The sequence below is a fragment of the Variovorax sp. Root434 genome, assembly GCF_001426595.1.
In the GTDB taxonomy this organism is placed as follows: domain Bacteria; phylum Pseudomonadota; class Gammaproteobacteria; order Burkholderiales; family Burkholderiaceae_C; genus Variovorax.
In genome coordinates this window covers 171,406-190,741 of record NZ_LMEK01000025.1, presented here as the reverse complement: position 1 = coordinate 190,741, position 19,336 = coordinate 171,406, and the positions used below count along the sequence as shown (strand labels likewise).

General features: G+C 66.4%; 19 protein-coding genes. 11 read left to right on the top strand and 8 right to left on the bottom strand.

The window, feature by feature from the left end:
• Window positions 1-329 precede the first annotated feature (329 nt).
• From ASD05_RS21790 to ASD05_RS21740, 11 genes are all read left to right on the top strand, one after another.
• A complete protein-coding gene (locus ASD05_RS21790) occupies window positions 330-734 on the top strand; it encodes a type IV pilin protein (protein WP_056597027.1) in 405 nt (134 codons plus the stop codon).
• Window positions 728-1,300 (top strand): prepilin-type N-terminal cleavage/methylation domain-containing protein, encoded by a 573-nt coding sequence (locus tag ASD05_RS21785; RefSeq protein ID WP_056597025.1) that lies wholly within the window; start codon window positions 728-730, stop codon window positions 1,298-1,300. The genes ASD05_RS21790 and ASD05_RS21785 overlap by 7 nt, the downstream gene beginning before the upstream one ends.
• Window positions 1,297-2,430: a PilW family protein gene (locus ASD05_RS21780; protein WP_056597022.1), complete on the top strand. Its 1,134-nt coding sequence runs from the start codon at window positions 1,297-1,299 to the stop codon at window positions 2,428-2,430. Before ASD05_RS21785 ends, ASD05_RS21780 begins: the two co-directional genes overlap by 4 nt.
• The gene (locus tag ASD05_RS21775) at window positions 2,427-2,993 is read left to right on the top strand and encodes a hypothetical protein (protein WP_056597020.1); all 567 of its coding nucleotides are present in this window, start codon (window positions 2,427-2,429) and stop codon (window positions 2,991-2,993) included. The genes ASD05_RS21780 and ASD05_RS21775 overlap by 4 nt, the downstream gene beginning before the upstream one ends.
• Window positions 2,990-6,058, top strand: a complete 3,069-nt coding sequence (locus tag ASD05_RS21770) for a pilus assembly protein (protein ID WP_056597018.1) — start codon at window positions 2,990-2,992, stop codon at window positions 6,056-6,058. Before ASD05_RS21775 ends, ASD05_RS21770 begins: the two co-directional genes overlap by 4 nt.
• Window positions 6,059-6,066: 8 nt before the next feature.
• Window positions 6,067-6,612 carry a GspH/FimT family pseudopilin gene (locus tag ASD05_RS21765; protein ID WP_082572229.1) on the top strand — a complete coding sequence of 182 codons (546 nt, stop codon included), beginning with the start codon at window positions 6,067-6,069 and terminating at the stop codon, window positions 6,610-6,612.
• Between the two features lie 121 nt (window positions 6,613-6,733).
• Window positions 6,734-7,567 carry a DUF6502 family protein gene (locus tag ASD05_RS21760; RefSeq protein WP_056597016.1) on the top strand — a complete coding sequence of 278 codons (834 nt, stop codon included), beginning with the start codon at window positions 6,734-6,736 and terminating at the stop codon, window positions 7,565-7,567.
• A complete protein-coding gene (locus ASD05_RS21755) occupies window positions 7,564-8,922 on the top strand; it encodes a DUF5666 domain-containing protein (protein WP_056597011.1) in 1,359 nt (452 codons plus the stop codon). The genes ASD05_RS21760 and ASD05_RS21755 overlap by 4 nt, the downstream gene beginning before the upstream one ends.
• A gap of 306 nt (window positions 8,923-9,228) precedes the next feature.
• A complete protein-coding gene (locus ASD05_RS21750) occupies window positions 9,229-9,705 on the top strand; it encodes a hypothetical protein (RefSeq protein WP_056597006.1) in 477 nt (158 codons plus the stop codon).
• A gap of 240 nt (window positions 9,706-9,945) precedes the next feature.
• Complete coding sequence (locus ASD05_RS21745) at window positions 9,946-11,628, top strand: sensor histidine kinase (RefSeq protein WP_056597004.1); 1,683 nt, start codon at window positions 9,946-9,948, stop codon at window positions 11,626-11,628.
• 25 nt (window positions 11,629-11,653) lie between these two features.
• Window positions 11,654-12,346, top strand: a complete 693-nt coding sequence (locus ASD05_RS21740) for a response regulator (RefSeq protein ID WP_056597001.1) — start codon at window positions 11,654-11,656, stop codon at window positions 12,344-12,346.
• Window positions 12,347-12,377: 31 nt separating this feature from the next.
• On the opposite strand, the gene ASD05_RS21735 is transcribed toward ASD05_RS21740, so the two are convergent.
• Genes ASD05_RS21735 through ASD05_RS21700 form a run of 8 tightly spaced genes read right to left on the bottom strand, consistent with a single transcriptional unit; the run spans window position 12,378 to window position 19,261 of the window.
• Complete coding sequence (locus ASD05_RS21735) at window positions 12,378-13,289, bottom strand: type II secretion system F family protein (RefSeq protein WP_056597000.1); 912 nt, start codon at window positions 13,287-13,289, stop codon at window positions 12,378-12,380.
• 12 nt (window positions 13,290-13,301) lie between these two features.
• Window positions 13,302-14,294 (bottom strand): type II secretion system F family protein, encoded by a 993-nt coding sequence (locus ASD05_RS21730; RefSeq protein WP_056596998.1) that lies wholly within the window; start codon window positions 14,292-14,294, stop codon window positions 13,302-13,304.
• 10 nt (window positions 14,295-14,304) lie between these two features.
• Window positions 14,305-15,669, bottom strand: a complete 1,365-nt coding sequence (locus ASD05_RS21725; protein ID WP_056596996.1) for a CpaF family protein — start codon at window positions 15,667-15,669, stop codon at window positions 14,305-14,307.
• A gap of 36 nt (window positions 15,670-15,705) precedes the next feature.
• Window positions 15,706-16,857, bottom strand: a complete 1,152-nt coding sequence (locus ASD05_RS21720; protein ID WP_056596994.1) for an AAA family ATPase — start codon at window positions 16,855-16,857, stop codon at window positions 15,706-15,708.
• A 19-nt stretch (window positions 16,858-16,876) separates the two neighbouring features.
• On the bottom strand, window positions 16,877-17,305 hold the full coding sequence (locus tag ASD05_RS21715; RefSeq protein WP_056596992.1) for a TadE/TadG family type IV pilus assembly protein: 429 nt from the start codon (window positions 17,303-17,305) through the stop codon (window positions 16,877-16,879).
• Window positions 17,302-17,760, bottom strand: a complete 459-nt coding sequence (locus ASD05_RS21710; protein WP_056597919.1) for a TadE/TadG family type IV pilus assembly protein — start codon at window positions 17,758-17,760, stop codon at window positions 17,302-17,304. The genes ASD05_RS21715 and ASD05_RS21710 overlap by 4 nt, the downstream gene beginning before the upstream one ends.
• Window positions 17,761-17,770: 10 nt before the next feature.
• On the bottom strand, window positions 17,771-19,042 hold the full coding sequence (locus ASD05_RS21705; protein ID WP_056596990.1) for a pilus assembly protein TadG-related protein: 1,272 nt from the start codon (window positions 19,040-19,042) through the stop codon (window positions 17,771-17,773).
• Between the two features lie 42 nt (window positions 19,043-19,084).
• Entirely contained in the window at window positions 19,085-19,261 is a 177-nt protein-coding gene (locus ASD05_RS21700; RefSeq protein ID WP_056596988.1) for a Flp family type IVb pilin, read from the bottom strand.
• Window positions 19,262-19,336 lie beyond the last annotated feature (75 nt).

The window sequence follows — 19,336 nt, the reverse complement described above, 5'->3', positions numbered from 1 at the left end:
GCGCAAGGCCCTCGCGCACGCCGTGCTAGGCGGCCCCTCACGCTGGGTACCCCAATTGCGCGCGAAGTGCTCCGGACGACGGTTGGCCTGCGCTCACGCCAGTAGTCCTGGTCCTACGGCGTGCCCATCGCTATCGAACTGGACTTTGCCGCCTCTACGGGCCAATATCAATCCGTGGCAAGGAGAAGCAAGTTGCAACGTCCTCTGACACCCTTTGGCGCACCTGTTGCGCCCGTGCCGCGAATCGCGCTGGGAAAAAGGTTCACACATGCGTTTGATGTGATAAATTCACATTTATAACAATGTGAAACATTTCTAAACGCATCACGATGAACGAGCCTTCGCACGCGCGCAAAACCGGCGGCTTCACCCTGATCGAGTTGATGATCACGGTGGCGATCGTGGCCATCCTGGCGGCCATCGCGCTGCCCAGCTACCAGCAGTACGTCATCCGCTCGAAGCGATCGGCGGCGCAGGCGCAGATGATGGACATCGCCAACCGGCAGCAGCAGTTCCTCCTGGCGAACCGCAACTATGCCGACAAGGCTGCGCTGACAGCCAGCGGATACGCACTGCCGGCCGAGGTCAGCAGCAACTACAGCTACGACATCACTCTGTCTACGACCGGTGTCCCCGGCTACACGCTGACGCTGACACCGCTCGGCAGCCAGTCGGGCGACGGCGCGCTCACTCTCAACAGCGAAGGCGTGAAGACGCCGCTTGCGAAATGGTGAGAGGCGCCCGCGGCACCCGTCAGGCGCGCAACCAGCGTGGCGTGAGCTTGCTGGAAGTGATCGTCGCCATCGTCGTGGTGGCTTTCGGGCTGTTCGGCCTCGTGGGACTGCAGGCGCGGCTGCAGGCGTCGGAGATGGAGTCGTACCAGCGCTCGCAGGCGCTGGTCATGCTGAACGACATGGCCAACCGCATCGCGATCAATCGCCGGATGGCCTCGAGCTACGTCACCAGCACCCCGCTGGGCAGCGGCAGCACGTGCCCCGCTGCCACCGGCACGCGCCAGCAGGTAGACACCGCCGAATGGTGCAACGCGCTGCAGGGCGCGGCCGAAACCTCGGGGAGCAGCAAGCTCGGCACGGTGATCGGCGGGCGCGGCTGCGTGCAGGACATGGGCAACAACGAATACCTCGTCACCGTCGCATGGCAGGGCCTGGTGCCAATCTCCGCCCCATCCGCCGGCGTGGGCTGCGGCAAGGACCTGTACGACGCCACCGGCACGCGCTGCGTGAACGACCTGTGCCGCAGGACGGTCACCACGCTCGTACGCATCGGAGCCCTTTCATGACGGCCACCGCGTCGCGCCATCGGCAGCGCGGGCTGACGCTGATCGAACTGATGGTGTCGATCACCATCATGCTCATCGTGATGGCAGCCCTGCTCGCGCTGTTCCTCAACGTGAGCGGCACCCAGCGCGAAATGGAACGCGTAAACCGCCAGATCGAAAGCGGGCGGCTCAGCATCTTCGTCCTGGAGAACGAGCTCTCCCACGCCGGGTTCTGGGAAAACTACATGCCCCAGTTCGACGATCTCACGGTCAATGGCGTGCCGGAGAACGTGCCCACCGGTACACCTCCCGACCCTTGCCTGGCCTATTCCGTCGCCAACTGGACCGACGACTACAAGCGCAAGCTGCTCGACCTCGGGGTGCAGAGCTACGAGACCGTGCCCGCCACCTGCACCGACCTGCTCAAGAACAAGAAGGCCAACACCGACGTCCTGGTCGTGCGGCACGCCGAGACCTGCCTGCCCGGCACGCCCAACTGCGAGGCGGACATCGCCGGCAACCTGTATTTCCAGTCCTCGCTGTGCGGCACGCAGAAGCCCTCGTCATTCGACCTGTCCACCAGCGGCTTCGGCAACATGTTCATGAAGGACTGCACGACGCCTTCGCCCAAGCGCAAGTTCGTTGCCGACATCTACTATGTGCGCGACTACGCCGAGACGGTGGGCGACGGCGTACCGACGCTGGCGCGCTCGCGTTTCGACCTGGCAAGCGGCGTCCTGGCGCAGCAGCCGCCGGTCCCTCTGATAGAGGGAGTCGAGGGGTTCAGGGTGGAGTTCGGCTTGGACACGATCGGCAAGACCAGCGGCGCCGTGAACTACGCCGCAGCGATCAACTGGGCCGACGCCGCCGACCGGATGACCCCTTCCAACCGCGGCGACGGCAGCCCCGATGGCAGTTTCGTGCACTGCAGCGTCGCCGCGCCCTGCACTGCCGACCAACTGGTGAACGTGGTGGCGGTCAAGCTCCATGTGCTCGCGCGCAGCACCGAGGTTTCGCCGGGCCACACCGACACGCGCACCTACAACCTGGGCTCCGCCACGCTGGGCCCGTTCAACGACCACTACAAGCGCCACGCGTTCTCCACCACCGTGCGCCTGACCAACGTGACCGGTCGAAGGGAGACGCCATGACCCATACACCGGCCACGCGCCGCCAGCAGGGCGCGGCGCTGCTCATAGGAATGATCATGCTGCTGCTGATCACCCTCACGGTCACCGCAGCGTTCAACCTCAGCAGCGCCAACCTCAAATCGGTCGGCAACCTGCAGACCCGCAACGAAGCCGTTGCCGCAGCCAACCGCGCCATCGAGGAAGTCGCCACCAGCCTGCTGGCGCCGGGCTCCGACGGCACGCCCTCGCTGACGCCGCCCCAGCGCACCGAGAGCCTGGTCGACATCAACAACGACGGCACCCCCGACTACACGGTCGTGGTCGCCCCGCCGGTGTGCGTGCGCGCAACCAAGGCGGTCGACAGCGGCGGGGGCACGGTGACCGGGCCGAGCGGCATCACGGGCGGGGCTTCCAGCAGCGGCTCGGGCCTGTCCACCCTGCCCGACCAGTACAACTCGGTCTGGGACATCAGCACCACCGTGACCGATGCCGCCAGCGGCACTACCACCGCCGTGCGCCAAGGCGTGCGCGCGCTACTCAACAAGGCGCAGTTCGAGGCGCTGTGCAACGGGCCGACACCATGACAAAGAAATTCTTCGCGCCGCTGTGCGCAGCCGCCCTGCTGGCCTTGCCCCTGAGTGCGGCGCATGCCGAGGACATCGACCTCTTCGTGGGCTACAACCAGGCGGCCGCCCAGGCGCCCAATGTGCTGTTCGTGCTGGACAACACGGCCAACTGGAACCAGCCGTTCACGGCCGAGATCACCGCGCTCGCGAAGGCTTTCGAAAGCCTGCCGTCCAACAAGTTCAAGGTCGGCCTGATGATGTTCACCGAAACGGGCGGTGGCAACTCCAACTCCGACGGCGGCTACGTGCGCGCCGCGGTGCGCACGCTGGACGACGGCACCAAGGTCAAGTATGGCGCGCTCATCCGCAGCCTCGACAAGCTCGACGACAAGTCCAACGGCGGCAAGGCCGGCAAGACCATGGCCGAGGTCTACCGCTACCTGGCCAGCGGCACCCCGATCGCCGGCAACAACAAGCGGAAGGCCGACTACAGCGGCAATGTCTACGGCACCGACGCATCGAAGGCCGTGTACGCGCTGCCGCGCAACGCGCTGGCCGCGATGAGCAGCACCACCTACGTGGGCCCCAGCACCGAAAACTGCGTGGGCACGTACGTCATCTACATCAGCAACGGCGCCGCGCAGGACAACAACAGCGACAGCCAGACTTCCACCGACGCACTGCGCGCCGCGGGCGGCAGCACCACCCCCATCGTGCTGAGCCCCAGCGGCTCGCAAGACAACACGGCCGACGAGTGGGCGCGGTTCCTGCAGACCAGCATGGGCGTCAAGCTGTATACCGTCGAGGCGGCCAAGGCCTCCGGTGGCCAGGGCCCCGGCTGGAGCGCGCTGCTCAAGAGCATGGCCACCCAGAGCAAGGGCGAGTACTACGACATCTCGTCCGATCCCGACCTGGGCGCTTCGCTAGGCGCGGCAATCGACGACATCTTCAGCAAGATCCAGTCGGTCAACAGCGTGTTCTCTTCGGTGAGCCTTCCCGTGAGCGTGAACACGCAGGGCACCTACCTAAACCAGGTGTTCGTCGGCATGTTCCGCCCCGACCAGGACGCACTGCCGCGCTGGAATGGCAACCTCAAGCAATACAAGCTCGGCCTCGACAGCAGCAACCAGCTCGTCCTGCAGGACGCCGCCAGCGCCAACGCGGTGAACAACCAGACCGGCTTCGTCGCCCCTTGCGCCCGCAGCTACTGGACGCCGCTGCCGAGCAACACCGATGCCTACTGGAGCTTCCGTCCCTCCGGCGACTGCCTCGGCAAGGAGGCGGCCGATAGCCCCGACGGCAACGTGGTCGAGAAAGGTGCCCAGGGCTACATGCTGCGCCGCCTTGCGGTGGCCAACCGCAACGTGAAGACCTGCGCCCCCGGCGCCTGCTCGGCGCTCACCAGCTTCGACGACGGCAACAGCTCCATCACCCAGGCGGCCCTGGGCGTGGCGAGCACCACCGATCGCACCAACCTGATCAACTGGGTCCGGGGCGCCGACAACAAGGGCGACGAGCGCACCGACGCCAGCGGCAACCCCCTTACCTCCACCGCCATGCGCCCCTCGGTGCACGGCGACGTGGTGCACTCGCGACCGGTGGCCATCAACTACGGTACCGACGCACAGCCGCAGGTGGTGGTGTTCTACGGCGGCAACGACGGCGTGCTGCGCGCCATCAATGGCAACCGCAGCGCGGCCATCGGCTCGGCGCCAGCGGGCGACGAACTGTGGTCCTTCGTGCCCCCCGAGTTCTACGGCAGCCTCAAGCGGCTGTACGACAACAGCACCCGCATCAACTTCCCCGGCCTGCCGGTGAGCACGGGCTCGGTGGCGCCCAAGCCCTACGGCATGGACGGTGCGGTAGCGGCCTACCGGCAGAGCTCCACCGCCTGGCTGTTCGCAAGCATGCGCCGCGGCGGCCGGTTGATCTATGCATTCGACGTGTCCAATCCTGCGGCGCCCAGCCTCAAGTGGCGCAAGGGCTGCCCGAACCAGGACGACGACACCGGCTGCGACACCGGCATGTCCGGCATCGGCCAGACATGGTCGGCGCCCAAGATCGTCAAGTCGACCGGCTACGGCGGCGGCAACAGCCCGATGCTGGTGTTCGGCGGCGGCTACGACAAGTGCGAGGACGTCGACGCCGCCACGGCCGCCCAGGCCTGCGGCGCAGGCGCCAAGGGCAACCGGGTCTACGTGCTCGACGCCGGCACCGGAACGCAGCTCAACAGCTTCGTCACCGACCGCGCCGTGGTGGGTGAAGTCACTATCATCAACGACAGCCTCGGACTGGCGCGCATCGCCTACGCGGCCGACCTGGGCGGCAACGTCTACCGGATCACCATCGGTGACGCGACGCCCGGCAGCTGGAGCATGACGAAGATCGCCTCGCTCGGCTGCGACACCGTGACCACCTGCACGCCCAACCGCAAATTCATGTTCGGCCCCGACGTCGTCGAGGACAACGGCGTCTACGTGGTCCTGCTGGGCTCAGGCGACCGCGAGAAGCCGCTGCGCTACTACAGCGCCGCGCTCAGCGTGGCCAACCGCTTCTACATGCTGGTGGACAAGCCGTCCGACACCGCATGGCTGAGTTCCGAATCGACAAATTGCAGCAGTACCTCCGTGCTGTGCCACGCCTCCCTGCAGGCCATCGCCACCACGGCGACTCCCACGGCCACCGACCTCGCCAGCAAGAAGGGCTGGTACCTGGCCCTGGCCCCCGGCGAAAAGGTAGTGACCGCCTCGGTGACGGCCTACGGCATCACCACCTTCAACACCCACATACCCACCACGCCGAACACACAGTCCTGCAAGGCCGACCTCGGCACGGCGAATGTCTACAACGTGTCGTATGCCAATGCCGCGCCCCCCGATAGCAGCACCGGCCGCTTCCAGAACGTGGTGGGCGGCGGCCTGGCGCCCTCGCCGGTGGTGGGCCGGATCCAGCTGGACGACGGCAGCATCCGCGACGTGGTGATCGGCGCCCGGCCCGACTCTTTCCTGAGCCCCAAGGGCGCCACCCCGAAGGCGGCGTTCAAGCAGCCCAAGGGCCGGGTCTACTGGTTCATCCAGAAATAGGCGCGCCCGTGATTTCCAAGAGCAGGAGCAACCGCCCCGGCACGGGTTGCCGGGCACCCCGGCAGCGCGGCTTCACGCTGGTCGAGCTGATGGTCACGCTGGCCGTGATGGTGGTGCTGATCGCCATCGCCGTGCCTTCGTTCGACAGCGTGCGCCTGTCGACACGGCTGAATTCCTACGCCACGGCCCTGGTCGCCAGCGGCCAGCTTGCGCGCAGCGAGGCCATCAAGCGCAATGCCGCCGTCACCTTGTGCGTTTCGGCCGACGGCGCCAGCTGCAGCACTTCCGGCCAATGGGAAACCGGCTGGATCGTGCTGAGCGGCACGAAGGTGTTGCTGCAGCAACCCGCCGCCGCCGGCGGCTACCAGCTGCGCGACTCCGGGGGGACGAGTGCCCTTACCTTCCAGGCCACCGGCGTCGGCGCAAGCCCTGCAAGCATCACGATCTGCCGGGCCTCGCCCAGCGCCAGCCAGGCCCGCCAGGTCAACATCAGCGCCACGGGCCGGACCAGTGTCAAACGTTTGGCCGACGGCACTTGCGGCGGAAGCGGCTAAAAGTGGTCCAAAGCTTTCACACGGGTGCTGTTGCGCAGGACAATAGCGTGATACCCGTGGTCGGCGGCCAGCGCCGCTGCCCCTTTTCGAACCGCACCCTCAGGAATAAACGCTCGCCTCCATGGAACACCGGCTGGACTGGGCCCTTGCCGCCTGCGCTCGCATTCTTCGTCCGGTGGTCCGGCTGGCCCTCGCCATGGGGGTCAAGCATCCCCACCTCGAGGAACTGCTGCGCGACCTGCTGATCGAGGAAGCACAGCGAACCTGGCGCAGCCAGGGCGTGCCCAAGCCCAACCTGAGCCAGCTTTCGGTGACCACCGGCCTGAACCGCAAGGCGGTGACCGCCAAGGTCCGGGCCACCGTCGATCCCCTGCCCCACACCGAGCTGTCGGCAGCGGCCAAGACTTTCACGTTGTGGCTGCAGATGCTGACCCAGGACGACTCCTTCCGGCGCCTGCCCATCACCACCGGCAATGCCGCCCCCTCCTTCGAGGCCGTGGCGCGCATGAGCAGCCGCGGCAACGTGCACCATCGCACCATCCTCGACGAACTGGTGCGCCTGAACATGGTGACCGAGGACGAAGGCGTGGTCGAACTCACGACCGACGGCTTCGTGCCCGTGCAAAACCTCCAGTCCATGCTCGCCTTCCTCGGTGACAACGGCCGCGACCATCTGCTGGCAGCCGTGTCCAACACACTGGGCGAGGAGCCCAGGATGCTCGAGCGCGCGGTGTACGCGCGCGGGCTGACGCTGCAGGAATGCGAGCAGATCCAGCGCCTCGTGCGGGAGCGCTGGGCGACCCTGCACCACGAACTGGCGCAGGAAATGACGCGGGCGGTCGACAGCGCCCCCGCCGGTGCCAAGGCGCGCATCCGCGTCGGCATCTACACCTACTACGAAGACGAGAGCGCGCCTGCGCCGTCCCGTCCCCCTGAAAGCGAGCCCACGCCATGAGCACCATCAAGACACCTCGCCGGCTCATGCTCGGTCTTTTGTACGCCGGCCTCGTGGCCCTGCTGCTGTCCTGCGGCGGGGGCGGAGACGGTGCCAGCGGCGGCTCGGTGGCGGGCGTTGGCAGCGGTAGTGCGGCCGGCACGGCGACGGCGGGCGCAGACGCCACGGCCGGAACGGGCACCGGTGCCACCGGCGACGCATCCGGAACGGGCAGCGGCACCGGCGGCGACACAAGCACCGCCGGCAACGGCAGCACCGACGGCTCCGGCGTGGGTTCGGGCGGCACCGGCGTGACTGCCGACGCCGCTGGCATCGGCGCGGCGGACGGCCTGGGCAGCATCATCCTCAACGGGCTGCGCTACGACACCGACAGCGCCGCCATCACCATCGAGGACGCCACCGAACTGCAGATCGGCATGAGCGCGCGCGTAGCTGGCAAGGTCGACGCCGACTTCACCGCCGGCGTCGCCACCCAGGTGCTGTCGGCCGCCGAACTGCGGGGTGCGGTCTCGGGCATCGACGTCGCGGGCGGCAGCTTCGTCGTGATGGGCACCACCGTGAGCATCGACTCGGCCACCGTCTGGGCCGACGCGAGCGGGCTGACCGACGTCGTCTCGGGCAACATCGTGCAGGTGTGGGGCCTGCCCGGTGCGCCGGGCACCCTGCGAGCCACCAGGATTCAGGTCGCTCCAACCCTGAGCGCTCCTCTGGTCACGGGCACCGTGGAGAACCTCGATAGCGCGCGCAAGACCTTCAAGCTCGGGCAGCTGACGATCGATTTCGGCGCGGCTGCGTTCACGGGCCTGGACGCATCGTCGCTCGCCAACGGGACCATCGTGCGCGTCCGGGGCACCGCCGCGCCGTTCGCGAACCTGCTCGTAGCCACGAAGGTAGAGGGCTGGTATGCCATTCCGGTGAGCAATGGCGTCGCTGTCCAATTGGCGGGCGTCATCACCAACTTCGCCTCGCGCGGCTCGTTCAAGGTACTGGGCACGCCGGTCGACGCGACCAACGCCCTGGTCACGGGCGGGCCCGTGGGCTCGCTCGGCAATGGCGTGAAGGTCGAGGTCGATGGCTTCATGTCCGGCGGCGTGCTCGTGGTGAAGAAACTGCGCATCCGCAACATTCCGGGCACCGGCGGCCCGGCCTCTTTCACGCTGATCGGCGCCATCGGCACGTACAACTCGCCTGCAGATTTCAGGGTCCGCGGCCAGCCCGTGGATGCCAGCGGCCCCGGCACTGTCTTCGAGAACGGAATCGCTGCGAACCTGGCCAACGGCCAGCGCGTGACCGTCGTGGGAGACCGGGTGGTCAACGGTGTGCTGATCGCGCAGCGGGTGACGTTCACGCCTTGACACGCCGAGCGCCCGCGACGATGGGCGCTCTCGATTCATGCCCAGGCCGTCCTGCCTATCGACAAGGCCGGTCGGTTGCTGTACAACAAAACGCCTAAAGTGAAAAAATCACATTTAAGGCGCCAATGCCCTATCTCCGTCGTGACGAACGGCATCCATGCAGCCACGGCTTTCCGCCCGTGGTTTCGTCACGCGTCCTGAGGGGGTTTGCGGGAGGCGGCGCAGTCCAGGTGCTCAGACGGGGAAACCCGCTCGCACCCCATCCCCATGTCTCGAAGCGCACATCCAGTGCGGACAGGAGCATGTATGCCGCTCACCCTCCTCCTTCGGCTTCTTCACGAGAGATTTCCGGTGACGCTCACAGCCGAGCCGGACATCAGGCACGCCGCGGTCCTGCTTGCGACCGGACTTGTCGAAGCCGAATTCCATCTGGATGACCTCGGCTACCAGAAGTACGAGAGTGCCGTGGTGTTCACCATCACGGACGAAGGGCACGCGGAGATCGCCGGCCTTCGCTCAAGCGGGGCTGCAGCGGCCGACGGTCCGAAGTGGCCCCTCATGCCGCTCGACTACCTGCGCAAGATCGGAAACTCGGTCTTCCCGCTGCGCACCGACGATCCGGCCGAAATCAACTCGGTGGCCGTACTGAATGCGGCGGGCATGGTGGAAGCCACGCTTCCCCCGCCCTGCCGCGCCAGGCAGACCCAGCAGAAGTTCAGGCAGGCGGTCATCCTGCGGGTGACTCCCCTGGGGCAGACAGCGCTGGTCGCGCGGCGGACCTGAATCCGCGCGCTCGATAGCGGCTTCGCTGTTTCGCACGGGAGAGGTACCTGCAATCAGCGCGCTTTTTGCTGATCGGTGGGGGCGGCTCCCTCGGCAGTGGTCTGAAAAACCCTCAAGATCCACAATTGAAACCATGCGTAACAAATGTCACGATGTGACTAAAGGTATCAATTTGCATTGTCTTCGACTACGAAAGTAGTAATGTGAAACCTTCACACACATCGCTTGCCCCCTTTTTCCATGCTCACACGCACCACTGCCCCCGACGTCGACGCGAGCGTCGCTGCGGATGCTCTCATGGTGGCCCGCATGCGCCTCGTGCTGTCTTTTGCGGCGCTGCTCGCCGTCGCCGTCGACGCGGGTGACCACCGGCAGCAGGTTTCGGGTGCGGTCTGGCTGGCCTTTTCCGGTTACATCCTGCATAGCCTGCTGGTTTACGTGTGCACCCGCATTGGCCGCCCGTATTTCCAGGGCAAGGCCATCCATTGGTCCGACGTGCTGTGGTTCACGCTGATCGTCTCCGTGACCGACGGCGTCCAGAGCCTTTTCTTCCTGTTCTACTTCTTCGCGATCCTGACCTCCTCGTTCCGCTGGGGCTTCGAGGAAGGCGCCCGTGTAACAGTTGCATCGGTCGCCTCCTTTGCTGCCTGCGGCCTGGCCACCAGCACTGGCGACGAAACGCCGCAGCTGCTGATGCGCGCGACGTTCCTTCTGGCCCTGGGGCACATGATCGTGCACTGGGGCGGCTCCAAGCTGGCCCTGCAGCGGCGCCTGGCACTCCTGGGCGATGTCAGCCAGTTGTCCAACCCGCGGTTCGGCGCGGGCCGCACCATCGCCCGCACGATGGAAAAGACGCTGGCCTTCTTCCGGGCGAGCCACTGCATCCTCCTGACGCGCGACACCTCCACCGGCGACTGGATCCTGCGCACGCTGCGCAAGAACGACGCCTGCGAACACGTCAGCGTCGAGACGATCGGCCGCATCGCCGAGTCGCCGCTCATGGCGCTGGCACCGGACCTCACCGTGGTCAGCAACCGCATGCCCTGGCCCCTGAGCCGCCTGTGGCCACAAAGCCATGCCCTCGAAGCCGGCGCGAGCGGCTGGCGCATCGAGGACGAGGAAGGCGCGCAGCGCTGCGCCGCCGTGGCCGCCATGCTGGAGGCCCGTGGCTTCATCAGCGCTCCGCTGCCGATGCGGCTGGGCGAGGGCCGGGTCTTCGTGTCGTCCAGCGACGGGCTGTTCAACAAGTCCGACGCCCTGTTCCTGGCACACCTCATGGAGCAGATCTTCCCGGTCATCGAGACCATCGAAGTGCTCGACCGGATGGCCTCCGAAGCCGCCTCCGCGGAGCGCCTGAAGATCGCGCTGGACCTGCACGACACGGCCGTACAGCCCTACATCGGCCTGCGGATGGGCCTGTGCGCACTGCTCAAGAAGGCCACCACCGACAACCCGCTGCGCGAGGATCTCGACAAGCTCGCAAGCGTGGCCGACGGCGTAATCGCCGATCTGCGCCGCTATGCCGGCGCGGTCAAGCACGGCGCGAACAGCCCCTGCGGGCTCGTGCTGCCCCACCTGCATCGCCAGGCCGAGCGCATCAAGGGGCTCTACGGCATAGACATCGCCGTCGCCGTCGACGGCCAGGTCCTGCTGGACGACCGCATGACCGCGGAAGTCCTGCAAATGGTCGGCGAAGGGCTGAACAACATTTGCAAGCACACCCACGCGCACCACGGCAGCATCCGCCTCGGCTGCAAGAACGGGCGGCTGCACCTGCGCATCGAGAACGAAGCCTGCGAAGAGGGTTTCACCAAATTCCGCCCCCGTTCCATCACCGAACGCGCCACCGCCCTCGGCGGGCGGGCGCAGGTCCGCCAGTGCGTCAGCGGCGGCACCGCGGTGGTGGTGGAAATTCCCATTTGAAAAAAGACAAGACCAGGAGTCCGTCATGCAACCTGCTGCCCATTCCATCGGCGTTCTGCTCGTTGACGACCACCAGACGATGCTGTGGGGCCTGTCCAGGCTGATCGAGGGGGAGCAACCTCGCATGAAGGTGGTCGGCACCGCCAGCAGCTGCGAAGACGCCGTGGCGACGGCAGCAAGCCTCGCGCCCGACGTCGTTGTGCTCGACCTGGACCTGGACGGCCATTGCGCCATCGACATCCTGCCCAGCCTACTGTCGAACGAGGTGTCGCGCGTCTTCGTGCTCACTGCAGAGCGCGAACAGCGCATGCTCGACCTTGCCGTGCTGCACGGCGCGCGCGGCGTCATGCGCAAGGACGCTTCGGCACAGCAGGTTCTCGAGACCATCGAACGCGTCCACAACGGTGAGCTTTGCGTCGATCCGCAGACCATGGGCCGCGTCTTCTCCCAGCTGACCTCAGCGAAGAAGCCGCCGAAGGCCGACCCCGAAGCCGCCAAGCTGGCCAGCCTGACGCAGAAGGAGCGCGAGATCATCCGCATCGTCGTGGCGGGCAGTGGCGCCTCGAACAAGGCGCTGGCCGCAAAGCTCTTCGTCACCGAGCACACGCTGCGCAACCATCTCACCTCGATCTACCAGAAGCTCGGCGTGACGAACCGCCTCGAGCTGTACATCCACGCGGTGAAGCATCAGCTCGATGCGGCGGCTGTCGCGCACTGAGCCACCGCCGCGCCGGGTTGCCCCCCGGCGCTCAAGACCCGCTCAACATCGGCCCGATCATCCGGATGATGCGGATAACCGCTGGCGTGAGGATGACCATCGAGATGCAGGGGAAAATGCACAGCACCAGCGGGACCAGCATCTTGGTCGGCACCTTGGCCGCCAGTTCTTCCGCGCGCACCTGCCGCTTGTGGCGCAGGTCCTCGGAGAACACGCGCAGCGACTCACCGATGCTGGTGCCGAAGCGGTCCGACTGGGCCAGCATGGTCGCGAAGGTGCCAATCTCCTCCACGCCTGTGCGCAGCGCCAGGTTGCGCAGCGACTTCTCGCGCGTGCTGCCGGCGCGCATTTCGAGGTTGGTCCAGTGCAGTTCCTGTGCGAGGGCCGCGCTCTTGACCTGGATTTCCTCCGTGACCTTGGTCAGGCCGGCGTCCAGGCCTAGCCCGGCCTCGACGCACACGAGCATCAGGTCGGCGGCATCGGGAAAGTTCTCGAATATCTCGCGGCGGCGCGCGCGGATGAGCAGGCGCAGCACCAGGTTGGGCAGGTAGCAGCCGGTCAGCGCCGCCACCGCGAGCCACAGCATCATCACCGTGTCGTCCGCCGAACCCGCCGCCCGCATTCCCAGAAAGGCGAGCGCGGCAAAGCCCAGCGGCAGCAGCGTCTTCATGCCGAAGTAGACGAGATAGGCGTCCGGGTAGCGAATGCCGGCGTTCAGGAACCGCACGCGCAACGGCGACAGGTCGGCGTCGCTGGTGGGCGATGACAACTGAGCGAAGGGACCGACCAGCCGGACGGCGGTTTCGGTCCATGCCGACTTGCCGGCCGACGGCGCCACCGCCTGCAGGCGCTGCTCCGTGCGCGTTGGAGACAACCAGGCCGCCAAGCCGACGATGGCCAGCGACACGGCGAGGAAGACGAGGATGGGAAACAGCATGGTCATGGCTCTTCTCCTTCAGACGCGAATCTTCACGATCTTGCGCAGGATCACGATGCCCACGAGCATCAGTGCCAGCATGTACTTGACGACCGTCTGCCCGATCGGGTCCGTCCACAGCGGTGCCATGAATTCGGGGTTGAACATGTTCATGAGCCCGCCCAGGGCGAAGGGCATGAGGCCCAGGATCCAGGCCGACAGGCGCCCTTCGGACGACAGCACCCGCACCCGCGCGAGCAGCTTGAGCCGGTCGCGGATGAGCCGGCTCAGGTTGCTCAGCACCTCCGTCAGGTTGCCGCCGGAGTCGCGCTGGATCAGCACCGCCACCACGAAGTAGCGCAGGTCGGTGAGCGGCACACGCTCGCTGAGATTGGTCAGCGCCTGCTGCAGCGAGACGCCGAAGTTGACCTCATCGGCAACCATGCGGAACTCGCTGGCGATCGGGTCGGCCATTTCGTCGCCGATCATCTGCACGCCGCTCGCGAACGAGTGCCCGGCGCGCAGGGCGCGTGTCACAAGGTCCAGCGCTTCAGGAAGCTGTTTCTCCATGCGGGCCAGCCTGCGGCTGCGCTGGCGCTGCAGATACATCGCCGGAAGCATCGCCGCGCCGCTCCCGACGACGAGTGCCGGCAGTACCGGCTGGCGAGCCATCCACATCGTCAGGACGAACGCGAACACGCCCAGTGCTCCGCACGCCAGCAGGAAGCTGGAGACCGTCCATTCCAGCCCCGCCTGCAGGATGAAGCGGTCCAGCCGGTGCGCCCGCGGCAGCGTCAGCAGCATGCGCTGCATCCACGGCACCTCGCTGAGCATGCGCTCCTTGGCCAGATGGGCCTGCGACGTGCGGTCGATTGCCGCGGAAAACGCCTGCAGCCGCTTCTCGATCTTGCGCGCCTCGGGCCCCTTGTAGGAGCGCCACAGCAGGTACAGGCCCTCGATCATCATCAGCACGGTCACGAAGACCAGCACGGTGATGGTGATGAGCGTATTGCCGCCCAGGTTGTTGAACATGGCAGTCTCCTTATTCGTAATGCTTGCCCGGCTCGAACATGGTGTCGGGCAGGTCCACGCCGTAGGCATGCAGCCGTTCCGCGAATTTCGGCCTGACACCGGTCGCCTGGAAATGGCCGCGCACCTGGCCGTCGGGGCCCATGCCGGTCTGCTGGAAGGTAAAGATCTCCTGCATGGTGACCACCTCCCCTTCCATGCCGGTGATCTCCTGGATGCTGGTGACCTTGCGCCGCCCGTCGACCAGCCGCAGGACCTGGACGACCACCGTGATGGCCGAGGCGATCTGCTGGCGCACGGTGCGGTGCGGCAGGTTCAGGTTCGCCATGCCGATCATGTTCTCCAGCCGAGCCAGCGCGTCGCGCGGCGTGTTGGCGTGGATGGTGGTGAGCGAGCCTTCATGGCCGGTGTTCATCGCCTGCAGCATGTCGACCGCCTCTGCGCCGCGCACCTCACCGATCACGATGCGGTCGGGCCGCATGCGCAGCGCGTTGCGCACCAGCGCGCGCTGCGTGATCTCGCCCTTGCCCTCGATGTTCATCGGCCGCGTCTCCATGCGCGCCACGTGCGGCTGCTGCAGCTGGAGTTCCGCGGCGTCCTCGATCGTGATGATGCGCTCGGTCGGCGGAATGAACCCCGAGAGGATGTTCAGCAGCGTGGTCTTGCCCGCACCGGTGCCGCCGGAGATGAGCATGTTGACCTTCGCCTGGGCCAGCCCCTCGAGCATCTGCGCCATCGGCGGCGTCAGCGTCTTGAGCTCGTTCACGAGGTTCTCCATGCGCAGCGGAATCTTCGCGAAGCGGCGAATCGACATCATCGGCCCATCGAGCGCCACCGGCGCGATGACCGCGTTGACGCGTGAGCCGTCGGGCAGCCGCGCATCCACCATCGGGCTCGATTCGTCGATGCGCCGCCCCACCAGCGAGACGATCTTGTCGATGATGCGCAGCAGGTGCTTCTCGTCGGTGAAGCTCACGTTGGTCAGCTCCAGCCGGCCCCGCCGTTCGACGTAGACCTTCTCGTGCGAATTGACCAGGATGTCCGAGACCGATGGGTCGGCCATCAGCAGCTCGATCGGCCCGAAGCCGAGCATCTCGTGCTGGATGTCGCGGATCAGCGTGCGCCGCTCGATGTCGTTGAGCGCCTCGGGCTCCTCCTGCAGCAGCCGCCCGACCATGGTCGAGATTTCCTGGCGCAGCACGTCGGGCTTCAGGGTTTCGAGCGCCGCGAGGTCGAAGCGGTCGAGCAGCTTCAGGTGCATGCGCTCCTTCAGCAGCTTGTAGGCGTCCGATGCAAAGGGCGAGGCGGTCAGGTCGGCGGCATGCGCTGCCTGCCCGGGGTCGGTCTCGACCGCATTGAGCTGTTCTCTGAATGACATGGGAACCTGCCTTGCTGTTGAAGAATGAATCGGAACTCAGGCGCGGCGGAAGAGTCGCCCGATGAAACCAGGCGCCGCTTCCTGCCGCGGGCTGAGCGTGTGAGCGATTTCGGCGAGCCGCTTGGCGAGCACGCTGCCGCGCGACATCTCCACCAGCGGTACGCCCCGGTTGATGGACGCATCCACGTCCTTGCCACCGTCCGGAACGATCGTGAGCGTCGCCCCGACGAGCGAGCGGCGCATGTCCGACAGCCCGATCTCCCCGCCCCCGGCGCTGCGGTTCACGAGCAGCTCGACCTTGCCGGGAGCGTAGCCCAGCGACTTGAACACCTGCATCAGGCGCGTCACGTTGCGGATGTGCGGCAGGCTCGGCTGCAGCACCGGAAAGATGCGGTCCGCGCGGTCCAGCACCCGGATTGAGAGCGTGTCGATGCGCGGTCCGAGGTCGAACAGCACGAAGTCGTACATCGTCAGCGCGACCTGCAAGATCGCATCGACGTGCTCGGCCTTGACGTCCATCGCTCGCGAGAGGTCGTCGGGAGCCGGCAGGATACTGAAGCCCGGCGCCACGCGCACTACGCTGGCTGCGAGCAGCGAGGCGTCGAGGCGGCCGATGTCGCGCGCGACGTCGGCCATCGTGGAACTCGGGCGCATGTCGCTCACGTACGACAGCGCATCGCCGAACTGCAGGTTCAGGTCGATCAGCAGCACTGAGCGCTCCCGCGAGAGTTGGTAGGCGATGTTGGTCGCGAGAAAGGTCGATCCGCTGCCGCCCTTGCAGGGCATGAATGCCACCACCTGGCCGGGGCTGCGCGCTTGCGTGCTGGCCATCTTGAGCGCAATGCGCTCGACGGCGGCCTCGAGCGCGGCGGTGTCGGAGGGCGACGGCAGCACCTCGCGCACCCCCGCGCGCATCGCATGGATCAGGAACTCCGGGGTCTGCATGGCACACAGCAGCACCACCGCGATCGCCGGGTACTGCAGCGTGAGCTTCTCTACCAGCGCCAGCTCCTGGAGGTCGCAGCACATGCCGTCGACCAGCAAAAGCTCCGGAGCTGCCTTCTCGACGACCCACTGCATGCGGCTCTTGCCGCCCTCGAACAGCGACACCTGATGGGAGCGCGCCTCGAGGACCTTGCGCATGTCCTGGAGATGGTTCGGATTGGGGGAAATGATGGCGATCTTCATGGTCGTGTCCAGTAGGTTGCTAGGAGCAGATGGCAGCGCTGTTCGGGTCCTTGCGCATCACCTCGCGCGGCAGGTAGGTGGAGAAGCCCGGCATCGGGATCAGCGGCGCGGTAGCGCCCACGATGGGAGAGATCCATTGATAGTTCAGGCCGGTGATGCTCACGGTGACGCCCTCGCAAGTCGAGGCCGTGCAGCCCGATGGCGCCCACGTCACCGACACGGTGTTGATCTGCGGCAGCAGCGCCTTCATACGGGCGAGCACGAGCGCCTGCTGGGCCGTGTCGTCGCACACCACCGCATACCTGGCCCCTGCGCGCGTTGCCTCCTGGGCCGCGCTCCACGTGAACAGCATGCGCGAGAAGTCGACGATGCCCAGAACGAGCATGAGGAAGATGAGCAGGCCGAGGGCGAATTCGACCGTGGTCGCACCGTTGACGTGGTGTCTCATGATGGCGCCCTCATGGTGGCAGTGATGTCGCTGAAGACGATGTTGCCGTTCGCACCCGTGAGAACGACACCCATCACCGAAGGGAATAGCGACTGAAAGGAGTAGCTGCTGACGCGCACCGTGACCGTGGTGACGATCGGGCCTGCACCGGCCGACTGCCAGGTGCAGCAACTGCCGGCCGGCACGTTCGAAAGGCTTAGCCCGCGCGCCAGCGGCGTCCCGGTGCCGGCGGTGTTGCCGTACACGATCAGGTTGCGCGCCTCGTCGATGTGCGTGTTGGGTGTCTGTACCGACAGGTAGCGCACCGCATCGCGGGTCGACTTGACGACCGCGTTGTACTCATACACCGCACGGCCGAACTCGGTGGTGATGAAGGTCAGCAGCAGCAGCAGCGGCATGATGAGCGCCAGCTCGATCAGCGCGGCGCCATGCTGGGTGCGATGGGACTTTTTCATGATGCTCACCTCATCTCACCAGGACCGGAACCAACGGGCCTGCCGATCCACCCGCCAGCCCGCTGGTGGTGCAGGGACTGCCCGCGGCTCCCGCGTTGCCGAGGAATTCCAGCTGCGTGTCGGTCATCGGAATACTCAGCGGCTGCAGCATCAGCATGCAGAGGTAGTCGGTAACGCGGTTGCCGCCGTCGATGACTGGCACCGTGACGAAGCGACGGTCCAGTCCGTATTGCATGTGGCCTCCGGCAACGTTGCCGGGATTGGCCAGCTTCTGGAAACTGTTGAGCGACAGCCCGGTGATCGACTCGCAGCTGTTCGCACCCTTCACTTTGGTGCCGGTGTCTGCGCAGGAAGCGAAGGCGGCTCGCTTGGTCACGAAGTTCTGAGCGGTCGGGTCTGCTCCGGCGCCTGGCGCGCCGTTGTAGGCATTGAACCGCGCGGGCCAGTTGAGCGAGGTGTAGGCATAGCCGGTGTAGTCGGGCCGATCCACGCTCGGGTCGCTAGTGTTCTTATAGATGCCGAAGCGCTGGTTCCAGACGTCGGCCACCGAGGTCTGCACGCCGGGGGTGCCGATCGTGTCGCCCACCTTGGCGCCACAGCGGCCGTTGAGTTCGGCTTCGGTTTCCGAGGCGCTGTTGCTGCCGTCGAGATTGGCCCAGCCGATCTGGCCGCCCACGGCAGCGTTCTGCGCCATGATGAGCGTCACCCATTCGCCGACGGCAAAGCCGTAGTTCGGTGCCGTGCCGCCCGGCTTCGGCTTCGCCGCGACCGGAATGGGGCACGCGGTCTGTGCGCTCGCGCGGGTGGCGACTGCGCTCGCCGCTACGCTGCGTGTCGCGGGGTTGCCGGCGGTATCGCCCGAGAAGGCGCCCACGGCCTGCATCAGCCACATCCTGATGTTGGGCTGGGTGTGCGCGCACTGCGCGTAGACGGCCGCGGTGGGAACGGTCGTGGGCGCATAGGAAGCATCGCGGAACGTGACTTCAGTGGCGACGATCTGGCCCTGTCCGCCCCAGGTGGCCGACTGCATGTTCACCCGGTTCGCGTTGCCGGCCGTCTGACCGGCGCTCTTGCCTCGCGTGATCGCCGAGCTCGTTTTGTCGAGCTCGCGCGCCGCGGCCAGCGCGCAACTGTCCACTGCCGTCTGCAGCTCGGTCCTGACGACGAACAAGTGGCCGAAATCGAGCGCGATGCCCATGAAACCCAGCATGAACAACAGGAACAGCGCGGCGGTGACGATCATCGCGCCACGCTGGCGGCGATGGGAGCGGTTGGCTTTCATGATCGGTCTTCCTGTTGGACGATGGAGAAGACGTCGTCTGCTCTACACGCAGCCGGAGCCGCCCAAGCAGACGACGACCCGGGCGATGACGGATCCGAAACCCGCCGCAATCAACAACGGTTGCAGCGCGAGCACCAGTGCAATGGAGACGATGGCGATGATCAGCGCGTACTCCACGACGTGGGCACCGCTTTTGTCTTTCAGGAGTCTCTTGAACATGGTGATGACCTCGGCTCTTGTGGAGAAACAGTCACGTGGAAGCGAATGAAGGGGTAGAGCGAAGCGGACCAGAGA

Bases quoted from the DNA above. Each gene is read 5' to 3' on its own strand.
- ASD05_RS21770 (WP_056597018.1), top strand. From the start codon at position 2,990: ATGACAAAGAAATTCTTCGCGCCGCTGTGCGCAGCCGCCCTGCTGGCC.
- ASD05_RS21715 (WP_056596992.1), bottom strand. From the start codon at position 17,305: ATGAGACACCACGTCAACGGTGCGACCACGGTCGAATTCGCCCTCGGC.
- ASD05_RS21720 (WP_056596994.1), bottom strand. From the start codon at position 16,857: ATGAAGATCGCCATCATTTCCCCCAATCCGAACCATCTCCAGGACATG.
- ASD05_RS21750 (WP_056597006.1), top strand. From the start codon at position 9,229: ATGCCGCTCACCCTCCTCCTTCGGCTTCTTCACGAGAGATTTCCGGTG.
- ASD05_RS21710 (WP_056597919.1), bottom strand. From the start codon at position 17,760: ATGAAAAAGTCCCATCGCACCCAGCATGGCGCCGCGCTGATCGAGCTG.
- ASD05_RS21745 (WP_056597004.1), top strand. From the start codon at position 9,946: ATGCTCACACGCACCACTGCCCCCGACGTCGACGCGAGCGTCGCTGCG.
- ASD05_RS21705 (WP_056596990.1), bottom strand. From the start codon at position 19,042: ATGAAAGCCAACCGCTCCCATCGCCGCCAGCGTGGCGCGATGATCGTC.
- ASD05_RS21725 (WP_056596996.1), bottom strand. From the start codon at position 15,669: ATGTCATTCAGAGAACAGCTCAATGCGGTCGAGACCGACCCCGGGCAG.
- ASD05_RS21775 (WP_056597020.1), top strand. From the start codon at position 2,427: ATGACCCATACACCGGCCACGCGCCGCCAGCAGGGCGCGGCGCTGCTC.
- ASD05_RS21760 (WP_056597016.1), top strand. From the start codon at position 6,734: ATGGAACACCGGCTGGACTGGGCCCTTGCCGCCTGCGCTCGCATTCTT.
- ASD05_RS21735 (WP_056597000.1), bottom strand. From the start codon at position 13,289: ATGACCATGCTGTTTCCCATCCTCGTCTTCCTCGCCGTGTCGCTGGCC.
- ASD05_RS21790 (WP_056597027.1), top strand. From the start codon at position 330: ATGAACGAGCCTTCGCACGCGCGCAAAACCGGCGGCTTCACCCTGATC.
- ASD05_RS21730 (WP_056596998.1), bottom strand. From the start codon at position 14,294: ATGTTCAACAACCTGGGCGGCAATACGCTCATCACCATCACCGTGCTG.
- ASD05_RS21740 (WP_056597001.1), top strand. From the start codon at position 11,654: ATGCAACCTGCTGCCCATTCCATCGGCGTTCTGCTCGTTGACGACCAC.
- ASD05_RS21755 (WP_056597011.1), top strand. From the start codon at position 7,564: ATGAGCACCATCAAGACACCTCGCCGGCTCATGCTCGGTCTTTTGTAC.
- ASD05_RS21780 (WP_056597022.1), top strand. From the start codon at position 1,297: ATGACGGCCACCGCGTCGCGCCATCGGCAGCGCGGGCTGACGCTGATC.
- ASD05_RS21700 (WP_056596988.1), bottom strand. From the start codon at position 19,261: ATGTTCAAGAGACTCCTGAAAGACAAAAGCGGTGCCCACGTCGTGGAG.
- ASD05_RS21785 (WP_056597025.1), top strand. From the start codon at position 728: ATGGTGAGAGGCGCCCGCGGCACCCGTCAGGCGCGCAACCAGCGTGGC.